General features: G+C 43.0%; 13 protein-coding genes and 1 pseudogene. 12 read left to right on the top strand and 2 right to left on the bottom strand.

What is annotated here, in order from left to right; genetic code table 11:
* Positions 1-392: 392 nt before the first annotated feature.
* The 11 genes and pseudogenes from AC0YNX_RS09675 (at position 393) to AC0YNX_RS09625 (ending at position 9,527) form a co-directional block, all read left to right on the top strand.
* Positions 393-1,031 carry a hypothetical protein gene (locus tag AC0YNX_RS09675; RefSeq protein WP_475815481.1) on the top strand — a complete coding sequence of 213 codons (639 nt, stop codon included), beginning with the start codon at positions 393-395 and terminating at the stop codon, positions 1,029-1,031.
* A complete protein-coding gene (locus tag AC0YNX_RS09670; protein WP_475815480.1) occupies positions 1,031-1,174 on the top strand; it encodes a hypothetical protein in 144 nt (47 codons plus the stop codon). Before AC0YNX_RS09675 ends, AC0YNX_RS09670 begins: the two co-directional genes overlap by 1 nt.
* Before the next feature lie 85 nt (positions 1,175-1,259).
* Complete coding sequence (locus tag AC0YNX_RS09665; RefSeq protein ID WP_475815479.1) at positions 1,260-1,661, top strand: VOC family protein; 402 nt, start codon at positions 1,260-1,262, stop codon at positions 1,659-1,661.
* A gap of 146 nt (positions 1,662-1,807) precedes the next feature.
* A complete protein-coding gene (locus AC0YNX_RS09660; protein WP_475815478.1) occupies positions 1,808-2,614 on the top strand; it encodes a CPBP family glutamic-type intramembrane protease in 807 nt (268 codons plus the stop codon).
* A gap of 147 nt (positions 2,615-2,761) precedes the next feature.
* Entirely contained in the window at positions 2,762-3,259 is a 498-nt protein-coding gene (locus AC0YNX_RS09655; protein WP_475815477.1) for an NUDIX hydrolase, read from the top strand.
* 657 nt (positions 3,260-3,916) lie between these two features.
* On the top strand, positions 3,917-4,318 hold the full coding sequence (locus AC0YNX_RS09650) for a P-loop NTPase family protein (RefSeq protein ID WP_475815476.1): 402 nt from the start codon (positions 3,917-3,919) through the stop codon (positions 4,316-4,318).
* A gap of 69 nt (positions 4,319-4,387) precedes the next feature.
* A pseudogene (locus AC0YNX_RS09645) lies at positions 4,388-4,933 on the top strand (DNA alkylation repair protein).
* 666 nt (positions 4,934-5,599) lie between these two features.
* Positions 5,600-6,616: an SDR family oxidoreductase gene (locus tag AC0YNX_RS09640; RefSeq protein WP_475815475.1), complete on the top strand. Its 1,017-nt coding sequence runs from the start codon at positions 5,600-5,602 to the stop codon at positions 6,614-6,616.
* A gap of 48 nt (positions 6,617-6,664) precedes the next feature.
* Positions 6,665-7,408 carry a histidine phosphatase family protein gene (locus AC0YNX_RS09635; RefSeq protein ID WP_475815474.1) on the top strand — a complete coding sequence of 248 codons (744 nt, stop codon included), beginning with the start codon at positions 6,665-6,667 and terminating at the stop codon, positions 7,406-7,408.
* 47 nt (positions 7,409-7,455) lie between these two features.
* Positions 7,456-8,301 (top strand): phytanoyl-CoA dioxygenase family protein, encoded by an 846-nt coding sequence (locus AC0YNX_RS09630; protein WP_475815473.1) that lies wholly within the window; start codon positions 7,456-7,458, stop codon positions 8,299-8,301.
* A 236-nt stretch (positions 8,302-8,537) separates the two neighbouring features.
* Positions 8,538-9,527 carry a tRNA dihydrouridine synthase gene (locus tag AC0YNX_RS09625; protein ID WP_475816213.1) on the top strand — a complete coding sequence of 330 codons (990 nt, stop codon included), beginning with the start codon at positions 8,538-8,540 and terminating at the stop codon, positions 9,525-9,527.
* Between the two features lie 349 nt (positions 9,528-9,876).
* Here the strand turns inward: AC0YNX_RS09625 and AC0YNX_RS09620 are convergent, their stop codons facing one another.
* Together AC0YNX_RS09620 and AC0YNX_RS09615 are read right to left on the bottom strand one after the other, a co-directional pair.
* Entirely contained in the window at positions 9,877-10,416 is a 540-nt protein-coding gene (locus tag AC0YNX_RS09620) for a GNAT family N-acetyltransferase (protein ID WP_475815472.1), read from the bottom strand.
* Between the two features lie 69 nt (positions 10,417-10,485).
* Positions 10,486-11,430 (bottom strand): ribose-phosphate diphosphokinase, encoded by a 945-nt coding sequence (locus tag AC0YNX_RS09615; protein WP_475815471.1) that lies wholly within the window; start codon positions 11,428-11,430, stop codon positions 10,486-10,488.
* A gap of 249 nt (positions 11,431-11,679) precedes the next feature.
* On the opposite strand from AC0YNX_RS09615, the gene AC0YNX_RS09610 reads away from it, so the two are divergent.
* On the top strand, positions 11,680-12,213 hold the full coding sequence (locus AC0YNX_RS09610) for a P-loop nucleotide/nucleoside kinase family protein (RefSeq protein ID WP_475815470.1): 534 nt from the start codon (positions 11,680-11,682) through the stop codon (positions 12,211-12,213).
* The last annotated feature ends 4 nt before the right edge of the window (positions 12,214-12,217 follow it).

Below are 12,217 nucleotides of genomic sequence, written 5' to 3'. Positions count from 1 at the left end.
AGCTCTTATTATTATTGCGTGCTTTTTCTCAACTAACGGGCAGTTTAGTTCAATCAAAACCAGGAATTATTGATATATCGTGGAATTATTTAGAATTCTTCTGTGACGAGAGAGAAAGTTGTTGAAACGAAAGTTTTATGAAACATGCTATGGCAGCTTGCGATCCGCAGCTATAAGGAGGAGGGAAAAGGATAGATACGAATCTAAACAAGATATCCCGCAAAACTAAACTAACTTTAGGTATCAGTGGAGCCATTTGCTTGTTAATATTGCTGTACACTGTAGTTGCTATGCGAAATGACCATGTACAGGTCACGTATGATCCTGTTAGTATACCAGCGTTCGTACCGCCAGAATCGTTTCCTCAGGGCGGCACGGCTGATTACATAGGCATGATTATGTATAAAGGCAAAGTATACACTAGCAGCAACACCAAGATTAGTTATGAGGACGCAAGAAAGATACGCGGAGATAAACTTGGGCGAACTACATATGGATGGACTAGCGTCACGGGACCTTTTGCTAAGGATCTCACTACAAACATTGGGGTACTAGCTGTATACGCGGTACGTGGCTATGACAGCGGGTTTCGAATTATGACTTTGGAAGCGTTGCCAGATGGAAGGACACAGGCTGTATTCTATGAATGTTTTAACGGAGTTAGGTTGACCAGTGGAGCAGATTTATTCAATAAATTGAAATTACATAATCATGTTATCTCTGCGAGGTGGGAGACTATCGATAGTTCGAGGAACCTGAGAAACGATTATAACGAGCTTAAGTGGAACAAGCGTGCGAACCAATTTTTGAAAGCACTGCTCAGTTCCAAGCCAATAGAACGATCTGTATTGGATCAGAAAGAAATTTGGAACACACTTAAGATTAAGGAGCTATACCTCAAACTCGAAGACGGCAGCGAGGTCGTGTTGGTTTTGTTTGGGAACGGCCGTTATTTATATTATGCAGACTCGCAAGTGTACTTCCAAATGGGCAAAGAAGATTTCGATCCATTATGGGATCAAATGAAATAATGGTGCTTCTTTCGAGTGAGTTGTTCGTAGCAGGCGATCGGCGATTCATTAAACTAATGGGCACGAATGTGGAAGAAACAGCAGCCAGCAAAAGGCTGCCGACTAAACGGCAGCCTGTACTGCTGACGGGGCAGTGTTGTTGAAAAGGATGTACTCAAAGCAGGAATTTATTGGGTTTAAGGTGAAGATAATCTTGATTGAAGAAATCCATATTTGGGAGTGTTCGCTATGACAGAGATTATCATCAATGGTTCCTCGTTCGTCTTGTTAGTCAAAAATTTGGAGCAAACCGTTCAGTTTTATTCCGATTTAGGCTTCAAATATGAAGTGATCGGTGATAGGGTACTTCACCACCATGTTTCGAGAGGGAAACTGACTCTCATTCTTATTGAAGCTAAACAAGAAGATGAGGTGAACCCAATCAGTTCTAGATACGAGGATCAATATTTTGATGTATATTGTTATACGAATGCCGTTGATTTGATAGCTCAAGAAGTTATGGATAAAAATATAACTATCATTAGAGATCCGAATTACACAAATCATTGGAGCGAGTTTACATTCCGTGATCTCAACGGCTATCAAATTACCGTTGGTGGAGGCGTTGTAAATAGAGAACTTATTTCGTGATCAACTCGGGAGTTTAAACGAACGGGCACGATAGTTCAATACATCAGGTTGCCTATACGAACCCATGGCATAGATAGCCCATTCCTCGAATATGTTGTCTTGATCCTCCGATATGTGGGAACCCGGTTAAGGGGGCGACTGGAATCATGAGACAATACCTTGGCATGCTTGCAAATGTAGTGCTGTATGTGGCTATGATTATAGCCTCGATTGTGATCTACAATGTGGCAGTAAACCCGCTGGTCGGCTGGGGAACATTCGGGGAAGGAGAACAGTTGCCCGCGCAAGCTTTTATCGTACTGGTTCAGTCCATCGTATTATGCTATCTAGCTTATAAGATGAAATACAAATTGATGGTTTCACATACACCGCCTGGCTTCATACGGATGCAGCAGTACCTTCCTATCTCAAATCTACAAACAGTACATATGGTCACTGTCGGTATCGGGTTTGCCTTCTTCTTCACCGCTGCCCTCAAACTTTTTCTCCATCTAGGGGTTAGTGAGCTGGCAAGCTTCACTGATCAATATTCTGATGTTCCGGCCGGTTATCTCTTAGTCTCCGCAGTCATTAACACCTCTCTGGAGATCATCTTGTTCATGGGGATTCTCTTTAACGAAGTACGTAGAAATGTGACGGTCTTCTTGGCGATGATCCTCGTTTCAATTATTATCGCAGCCCTCCAGCCGGGTGGACTCGCCATGCAACTCCTTGGCATACCACTTGGTCTCTTGTATGGCTATTTGTATATCCGCTTGCGATCGATTTGGTCGGTCCTCCTCATGGGATGCTCGTTTAACGTGGTATTTTTCTCATTTGTCAAAACGAGTGCATTCGATTGGTTTAATGGCCTTCATGATGGCTGGCTCATCTTCATCATTGCTGTTGCAGCGGCGTACATGGCGGCGAGCGTGATGATGTATGCTACTACTAAAAGCTCGAGTAACTTGTAAGTAAAAAGCGTCTCATCGACCCGTACAGGCTGCCGAACATTAATCGGCGGCCTATTCACTTCTAACCTGTTCAACTAAAAGAGCAGGATTATGGAAATCATTTGAAGAAATTAAGGGGATTAAGATAGATTCTGTGGGGTGCATTTATTGAGCAAAATTGAACATTGGCATCGGCATTTAGGTGCATACGGGATTTGTTTAATTGATGAGAAGCTATTAGTCATCCAAAAGGGAGGCGGTCCATACTTCGGGCGATATGACCTACCTGGAGGTACAATTGAAGCTCATGAATCTTTAACGGAGGCGGTCCAAAGAGAATTCATTGAGGAAGCTGGAGTCAACGTAGGGATTACAGAAAATGTAGGTGTTTGTGATTATTTGATTCCATATGAACTATCCAAAAGGGGTACTTCCCATATTCATCATGTTGCCGTATTTTATATGGTTCAAATTATCGACGGCTTTCTTACACAAACTCCTGAGATGTTTGAAGGACAAGATTCACTAGGCGCATTATGGATACCGATTAAAGAAATAACAGCTGACAATTCTTCTCCTCTCGTTCTTCAAGCGATTCAATGGGTAAAAACGAGGAAATTATCCGTTGGATTCCAACGTTTGGATAATTGGGTAGTGTTACAGTAGCAACTCATTTCGCTAACGGGCTCGTTTGTTCAATTAATCATGGGCAGTTGCTCCATTTTCTCTTGTCTCCAAGGGGCAGGATACTCCGATGATGCCGTGAATAGTATGAAATTAGTGAGGTTACCAGCCTATGGGGATTAATTCAAAAGGGAAACGGAAGTTAATCATGTGGCACAATCAGACCAAGATAAGATACCGCACATTGTGGTAAAGGGAATGGAGTTTGGAGGATTAGACAATCAACCTCGCAAAGGTTGGGTAAGAGTACAGACTCCAATTTGGGATGATCGTATCGTTACGCCAGGTCTTGTAAAGACAATAATCGAGTGGTGCTTACTTTCAAAAGATCAACTTATTTTAGTTGACTGGGAAGGTCAAATAATTTAGCTTTTAAGCCTTAACTAATTCAACTAACGGGCACGTTATTTGAAAGACAACAGGATACTAGAACAAATGGAAAAAATTGCACGCAGTAAATCATTTCTATTGAAACCCCCGACAGACAAATAGGCACTGTCAGAATCATTATATTCAGACAGTCAGAGAGATGGAGTAGAATAGATTTTGAATAAAATAGCGGTCATCGGTATAAGCGGAACTGGTAAATCAACGTGTGCGAGAAAGCTGTCCCTTGCGTTGAATATACCTGTTTATCATATGGATACGTTAATCTGGAAAGAGAATTGGGTAGAAGTAGCTGAAGAGCAATTTAATGATGAATATGAAACCATAGTGAAACAGAATCGTTGGGTAATCGAAGGGTATGTTTATCCGGACGATCGGATTAGGCTGCAGCGTGCCGATCTTATCGTGTATCTTGACTACAATGGAGCACAAGCGGCATGGCAAGGGTTGAAGCGATGGTGGATGTATCGGAAAGTTCAAAGGCCCGAGCTTCCCGAAGGCTGCACCGAGTCGTTATCGGTTCGTTATCTAATTACGATGTTTCTTCGTAAAGAACGACCGGAATTAGAATCCGTGGTATCGCGCGTGAGTTCCGCAAAAGTGATGCGGTTTCACAATCGGAAGGCGCTGTCCAAATGGTTAGACAAGCTCTAGAAGTGAATTAACTTCATTAGTGGCAAGGACATAGTAGGAAACCGTGCTTTAATAAAGGAGTTGTATAAATTGAGTGAAAATAAAAGCACGAAAATATTACATTCATTAAAAGCAGAAAACATTCTACCTCAGATTAATAGTAACACTAAGCTAGGCGACTTAAGAAATATCGCGAAGGACATAAAATCGACCACGAGCTGGCTATGGAACTTTGGTCAACCGAAGAGTTTATACTCAGATTACTAGCAATCTTGATTATGGATAAAAAACTCCTTTCACAAGAAGTGCTAAATATGCTCGATACGGATATGCAGACTCACGCTTATGATGAGCGAAATAACTTAATGGATTGGCTAATGGCTAATTAGCTCACCAAGCACAAGAAGACAATTGCATGGATGATGTCATGGGAAAATGACACAGGAAGAACCCGAAGTTCAATGGGCGATGAATTTTACCGCGTTCTGGATTGGCGTATATGATGACAAGAATCGTGCGCGTTGTATTACACTTGGTGAGAAAACGGGTCTTTACAAAGATGAAATCGTAGCAAAAGGATGTGCTCCCAGCTATTTACCGGAGTTCATTAGGATTGAAGTTAACAAACGACAATAAAACGGGAACTACCAGAGGAAGACGGAGTGTCCGCGGAAGAAGCTGCATGACAAGAACATGATATCGCTAGAGGCCGCGAATATCGCGGCTATTTGTATTTAAGAAATCCTTTTCTAGACAATTGCGAAACATTTAGTGTGTTTGGAAGTATTATCCTTTACAGTTTGCGTGCGTGTGCAATTGGAGGAGGATGCAGAAAAGACTATGTGGTCTACACCGTAGCAGCGGTGTTGATTCTAGCGAGCTGGCTCAGCAATATCGGTTATAACCGTTAATATCGTCTAACGGAGGGGCGGAAAAAATTCCGGTGTGGTTACCGTATCCTACGATGAAGCACTTAAAGCGCATTGTGTTACGGATGGGTTGACAGCCAGAAGGAAAAGTTTGATGAGAAAATGTGGATTCAACGTTTTACTCCGCGTAGGGCTAAGAGCATCTGGTCGAAAATAAATAAAGACAAAGCAGAGCTTCTCATTACCAATGGAAGAATGAAGCCCTCTGGGTACAAAGCGATTGAAGTTGCCAAAAAGAATGGACTATATCAATAAGTAATGGCTAGTTTTATTCACTATAAAGGAGTAACGAAACCATAAGAGAATACTAGTAATGTCTAGATTTGCACGATAAGGTCATGAGCTAAACTTTCATACTTTGCGGAGGTGTGATATGAAAGCGTTATTTATTGGAGGTACGGGAACGATTAGTTCGGCAATCACAAAGCAGTTATCGGATGAAGGGTGTGAGCTGTATATCCTGAATCGAGGCAATCGAAACGACAGCCTTCCGTCTAACGTGAATATCCTTCAAGCGGATATTAATGACGAAGCTAAAGTATCTCAGCTTATCAGCAACTTGAACTTTGATGTCGTGGCGGATTTTATCGCGTTTCATCCCACGCAATTGGAGAGAGACTTCCGATTGTTCCACGGTAAAACGAAGCAGTTTATTTTTATTAGTTCCGCTTCTGCTTACCAGAAACCTCTATCCGATTATCGCATTACGGAAAGCACTCCACTTTCAAATCCCTATTGGGAATATTCCAGAAACAAGATCGCTTGCGAAGACTTCTTGATGAAGAAATACCGCGATGAAGGGTTCCCCATTACTATCGTAAGGCCTAGTCACACCTATGATGAACGGTCCCTGCCACTTGGCGTCCATGGGAAAAATGGAAGCTGGCAAGTAGCCAAACGCATGCTGGAAAACAAACCTGTTATTATCCATGGTGACGGAACTTCCCTTTGGACAATGACTCACAATAGCGATTTTGCAAAAGGCTTTATCGGTTTAATGGGTAATATTCATGCAATTGGAGAATCCGTTCACATTACTTCCGATGAAACGGTTACTTGGAATCAAATCTACGGGGCAATAGCCGATGCTCTTGGGGTCAAGCTTCAAGCAGTCCATGTTTCATCCGAGTTTCTGGCAGCCTGCAGCAAACAGGATTATCGAGGCGGGTTAATTGGAGATAAGGCTAACTCCGTTGTCTTTGATAATTCTAAGCTGAAAAGACTAGTTCCCGGCTTTGCAGCAACGATACGCTTTGACCAAGGGATTAAGCGTACTGTGGATTACATAATAGCCCATCCTGAACATCAGAGAGAAGATAATGAATTCGATATTTGGTGCGATAAGGTAATTCATGTGTTGCAGAAGGCTGCAGCATCCATGTCAGATTAGCTCCTTCAAGTACGATAGCACACCCAAATAGGAGGTCTACGAGCACCAATGTCGATGCGGATCTATATAGTCAGACATGCCCAGCCTGCGGATCAGGAACCGAATTATCCGGGCCATCCGAACTCTCCGCTTGGGCATCGCGGTCTAGCTCAGGCGGCATTTGCGGGGGAGCAATTTGCAAACTGGGGACGCTTGGATGCGATCTACTCCAGTTCATTACAGCGGGCGCTGCAAACGGCGGAAGCGATTTACAAGAGGCAACCAGAAGTTCCTTGGCACGTGTGGCCAATCCTGTGTGAAACAGATCGTAGAGGCTGGCCAGCGATGCGTCAATTGGAGCTGGAAGGGACATATAAGGCCCACTTCGATCATGCAGCTGCAATAAGAGAGGCTCAAAGTGAGCATTATCCTAGGCTGTCGCAACTGGGAGACGTATATCAAGGGGTTCAGGCAAGCAAGCTATTTGATTGGCCGGACGTATGGCAGGGAAGATTGGAAGCAGACACACGGGAGAAAACCTATGAACGGGCTAGACTGTCGATAGAGGCTCTACGAAAGACATACGAAGGGCAGGATGCCCGCATCGCCGTTGTTTGTCACGCTGCATTTGGTTCCGTCTTTCTCAACGTACTACTGGGATGCGAGCCATGTGATCATAACCGTTTCGCCTTCTCGCATGCTTCAATTGCGCGGGTCGATGTTGAGGATGATGGAGCGGTAAGCCTTCGAATGGTTAACTATGTAGGCCATTTACCGCATGATATGATTACTGAAGGTATTGAAGATTTGTAGATTTGTAGATCATACTTGAGGCCGCTAAAGGGGAAGGAAGAGGAATCATGACAACAATTATTTCGAAGGATAAACGTGAACAATTACTCACGCAAGGATATTGTATAATCCCCGATGTGCTCGATCCGTCCTTGCTTCATACAATCCGGCAAGTAACAGAAGAATTGCTGGCTCAACAATCGGCGGAGGAAAGTAAACGACAGCGCTCGACGGGCAGTATGATAAGCGTAAGTGTGGATCCTGTTTTCGCAGAATTAATTGCATGGCCGAAAGCTTTAGAAGCACTGGCGTCTCTTGGGTATGCCGACCCCAAATTCACAAGCGGGTATGTAATAAGTAAACCTCCGCAAAGTCCCCGATTATTCTGGCATTATGACTATGCATGTTGGGATGATCCAAACGGATTCGGTGATGTGCCCCAGCAATTATTCCTAATGTATTATCTGGTTGATACAACACCAGAAAACGGTTGTTTGCGTGTCATCCCTGGTTCGCATATTAAAGACAATCCGCTGCATGCTGAGCTAGAAGAAGCTCATTCGAGCCAATTGGCTGAAGCATCCAATCTAGAGCTGCCAGCATTCTCCCTTCGACCAGATGAAATAAATGTGGAAGTAAAAGCAGGCGATTTGGTCATCGGAGATTCCAGGATATTACACGCCTCACATTCCAATGGATCAAATGAACGCAGAACAGTCATTACGTTATGGTTCCATCCGGATTTGCATGCTCTAACTGAACCTGTACAGGGATTTATTGCGGGGATGTCGACTAAGATTCCTGAGGAATGGCCGCAAGCTGCAAAAGACATGATGGCACCATTATTGGCACGATATGATGGAGATGTAGAACCGTTGAAATGGAATCGCCATCGTCCCGCAAGAGGTTGTTGAAAACTGTAATGGTGAAAGAAACATTATCTCATTAAAGGCCGCGAAAATCGCGGCTTTTTTGACGGTCCGAAGGGGACATACCATCATGACGTTTTTCAGTTTATAATAAAGTCATGTACGTTATGGAATGTCTGTTGTTAACCTGTGATGGTGTTTGAACAATGTTCCACTGACAGCAAGTATTTTACTATTCTAAGGACAACGATTGTTCTGGTAGGTATAGAGGGGTTTTAATGATGAAAGAAAACTTTTGGCGCGATTTACCACGACCTTTTTTTGTACTAGCACCCATGGAAGATGTGACAGATGTTGTGTTTCGCCATGTGGTAAGTGAGGCAGGCAGACCAGATGTGTATTTTACGGAGTTTGCGAATACGGAGAGTTATTGTCACCCAGAGGGAAACAAAAGTGTACGTGGGCGCTTGACTTTTACTCCCGATGAACAGCCGATTGTAGCACATATCTGGGGAGATAAGCCGGAATTTTTCCGTGAAATGAGCATCGGCATGGCGAAAGAAGGATTCAAAGGCATCGATATTAATATGGGTTGTCCAGTTGCGAATGTAGCAGAGAATGGGAAGGGCAGCGGCCTGATCTGCCGTCCTGAAATCGCAGCGGATATCATCCAAGCCGCCAAAGCCGGGGGACTGCCTGTCAGTGTAAAAACAAGGCTCGGTTTTAGTGACCTAGACGAATGGCGTGACTGGTTAACCCATATTTTGAAACAAGACATTGTTAATCTGTCCATCCATCTTCGGACAAGAGAGGAAATGAGCAAAGTAAAAGCTCATTGGGAACTGATTCCGGAAATTAAGAAGCTTCGTGATGAGGTGGCGCCAGATACACTTCTGACCATTAACGGGGATATCCCTGACCGTCAGACCGGCCAGAAACTTGCAGAGCAATATGGTGTCGACGGTATTATGATTGGACGCGGTATTTTTCAAAATCCATATGCATTTGAGAAAGAGCCGAAGGAGCACAACAGTGCGGAATTGCTTGATCTGATGCGGCTCCATCTGGATCTGCATGATCAATACTCAGCAGAGGAACCACGTTCGTTTAGTGCGCTTACCCGTTTCTTCAAAATCTATGTCCGTGGGTTTCGAGGGGCAAGTGAACTCAGAACCAGCTTGATGAACGCCAAATCAAAAAGTGAAGTGCGTGTATTGCTTGAAAAATTTGGTGACAAGGAGCATGATGGGGCTGAGGAACATGGAAATTAAGCCCGCTAGACAATTGGATAGGGTAGGATTGGAGGAAAAAAAGCACCAGGTGAGCCACTGGTACAAACGTATGGTCAAATTAGGGAAGCATCAGGCTTGATCATAGGTGGTATCGACAAAGATCGAATGTCTACAAGTATGAACGTTGTCAGAAGGCTAAACCAAGAAATCGAAGGTGAGTTTTTCACGGTAGAAAAACAGGCGGCTCAACTTCATTCTGACTTTATGAAGTACATGAGCAAAAAATATAATTACTATAAGTAATACGAACAAAGAAAACCGGGTAAGTATAGTACAATCAATAGGAGTCGGATTCTTATATGGAACAAGAATCCAACTCCTATTTTGCTTATTTTTTGTAGCTTCTGTAATAATAGTAACTATCATTTTCCATATAAAATTGGTTATCCCCTATAGGTGTTCGTCTTTCAATCAACTTAAATCCACATTTTTCAGCCAATTTGTTCGAGGGAACATTGGCACAATTAATTGTCAGGATTAAATACTTAACATCAGATACCTCAAAGCACCATTCTGCCAATGCACTTATCGCTTCTCTGGTATATCCGTTCCTTTGATGTTTTTCCGACATGAAATACCCCAGTTCAATTTCATTTAGCTTCTCTTTAAGCCCCACCCCTATCATACCAATCATCTCATCGGTGTTTGGCAAGGCAATCGCGTAGGAACGGCCAATGGAAATATCCGTATTTTCAGATAGCTTTTGATACTGATCAATCAATCCATAATAATCCTGCGGATGTGCGCGTCCGTCAGCCCAATCCGACATATAACGGTATACAGACGATTCCCTGGCAATTGAATAAAACATTTCAGCATCTTTTTTTTCCAAGGTTCTTATAACAATGTTTTGAGTTTCTATGCGCATGGCGGATACTCCTCCTAGAAATAGGCTGCCGAATCGACTCGGCAGCCTTGTCTCTCACTCAGACGATTCCTACATTTGCTTCGTCTTAAACAGTGTATTTATCGATCCGCCATTATTAATAATTAGGAGCGCAGTTGAGAGAAGCTCCGCCATTGGGAGTACAACGAACTTATCCGAATGGTTCGGGTCAATTGCGATGGTATCCGTAATAACGACCTTTTTAATGTAGGGGTGCGACAGCTTCTCGAGCGCGTTTTCCGAGAACAACCCATGTGTTGCGCAAATATAGGCGTCATTCGCGCCTTTTTTATGGAGCGCCTCAACAACATTTACAATCGTACCACCTGTATCGATTAAATCCTCTATAATAATCGGAGTCATGCCTTCGACTTCACCGATAATATGTGTGATTTTCGTCTTATTGTGAGCGGGACGGTTCTTAATCATAATTGCAAATGGACAGTCCATATAGTTGGCGAGCTTCTCAGCGGTTGTTGCCCGACCAGCGTCAGGTGAGACAACGACCGGATTCTTAATGTTTAAAGATTTCAAATAATCCGTGATGAGATCCAATGCGGTAATATGATCAACAGGGATATCGAAAAAGCCTTGAATCGGATCGGCATGAAGATCAACCGTTATTATGCGGTCAGCACCTACAGTTGTCAGCACATCGGCTACGAGCTTCGCGGAAATAGGTTCGCGCGGGGCCGCTTTCCGTTCCTGACGAGCATAGCCATAATACGGCATAACGATATTAATCGTTTTGGCTGAAGCCCGTTTTGCAGCATCAATCATAATCATGAGTTCGACTAAATGCTCATTTACGGGATGAGATAAGGATTGAACGATATAGACATGAGCAGAGCGAATCGATTCGATATAACGTAAGCTGATTTCTCCGCTTTGAAGCCTGGAAATCTCAATGTCTCCAAGAGGAACATTAAGCTGCCGGCATAGCTCTTCCGCGAGCGGGCGGTTCGATGAACCGGAAAATATTTTTACATTTTGCATCCGCTTGACTCCTCCAAAAGAATGAATTCGTAATTCTTGCATCGTAAGCATTGTCGTTTATCTTCTTGCAACAACCATTTAGTCCCATTATATCCTTTCCCTTTGTAAATTCAAAATTACCCGTACAGTCACGCTTGTAATGCTACAAGCGTGTGTCATATAGTTATAAATTGGAAACCTATTCCCTTTTTCTTACGTCTATTATTTAGAATCAATAATGACTAGGATACGAATATGGGGGGCGTACATATGTACTTTCTGCAAATGTCTGGATTTCCAGGGTCTGGGAAGTCAACTCTAGCTAGGGAAATTGCTAAGTTCACTAAAGCAGTTATCATAGACCATGATATCGTGAAAACAGGATTATTAGAGGGATTAGGCCTAGAAGAGCTTGCAATAGAGCCCAAACGTGCTGGAGGAGTTGCTTATCATATTGAATGGTCATTAGTTGATTTCCATCTCTCGCAAGGACACAGCGTTATCTTAGATAGTCCTTGCTTGTACGATGTGCTAGTTGAGAAAGGAACCTTATTGGCTGAAAAACATAGTGTGAAATACAAATATGTAGAGTGCGTATTGAACGATATTCATGAACTCAACAATAGGTTGAAAAATCGTGAGCGAATGATTACTCAAATTGCTTCAGTCGATATACCTGAAGATAGATGGCAAGAAGTAATCAATCGAGCTAAAAAACCATCACAGTTGGAATGTATGAAAGTAGATACTTCTCAACCCGTAGGCTATTACATTAAAGATGTTCTGCAATATATTAATAAATAATATT

The sequence above is a fragment of the Paenibacillus sp. J31R98 genome, assembly GCF_056269245.1.
Note: the sequence above shows the minus strand (reverse complement) of the source record. Positions and strands in the feature narration are given on the sequence as shown.

Bases quoted from the DNA above. Each gene is read 5' to 3' on its own strand.
- AC0YNX_RS09675 (WP_475815481.1), top strand. From the start codon at position 393: ATGATTATGTATAAAGGCAAAGTATACACTAGCAGCAACACCAAGATT.
- AC0YNX_RS09670 (WP_475815480.1), top strand. From the start codon at position 1,031: ATGGTGCTTCTTTCGAGTGAGTTGTTCGTAGCAGGCGATCGGCGATTC.
- AC0YNX_RS09665 (WP_475815479.1), top strand. From the start codon at position 1,260: ATGACAGAGATTATCATCAATGGTTCCTCGTTCGTCTTGTTAGTCAAA.
- AC0YNX_RS09660 (WP_475815478.1), top strand. From the start codon at position 1,808: ATGAGACAATACCTTGGCATGCTTGCAAATGTAGTGCTGTATGTGGCT.
- AC0YNX_RS09650 (WP_475815476.1), top strand. From the start codon at position 3,917: ATGGATACGTTAATCTGGAAAGAGAATTGGGTAGAAGTAGCTGAAGAG.
- AC0YNX_RS09640 (WP_475815475.1), top strand. From the start codon at position 5,600: ATGAAAGCGTTATTTATTGGAGGTACGGGAACGATTAGTTCGGCAATC.
- AC0YNX_RS09635 (WP_475815474.1), top strand. From the start codon at position 6,665: ATGTCGATGCGGATCTATATAGTCAGACATGCCCAGCCTGCGGATCAG.
- AC0YNX_RS09630 (WP_475815473.1), top strand. From the start codon at position 7,456: ATGACAACAATTATTTCGAAGGATAAACGTGAACAATTACTCACGCAA.
- AC0YNX_RS09625 (WP_475816213.1), top strand. From the start codon at position 8,538: ATGAAAGAAAACTTTTGGCGCGATTTACCACGACCTTTTTTTGTACTA.
- AC0YNX_RS09620 (WP_475815472.1), bottom strand. From the start codon at position 10,416: ATGCGCATAGAAACTCAAAACATTGTTATAAGAACCTTGGAAAAAAAA.
- AC0YNX_RS09615 (WP_475815471.1), bottom strand. From the start codon at position 11,430: ATGCAAAATGTAAAAATATTTTCCGGTTCATCGAACCGCCCGCTCGCG.
- AC0YNX_RS09610 (WP_475815470.1), top strand. From the start codon at position 11,680: ATGTACTTTCTGCAAATGTCTGGATTTCCAGGGTCTGGGAAGTCAACT.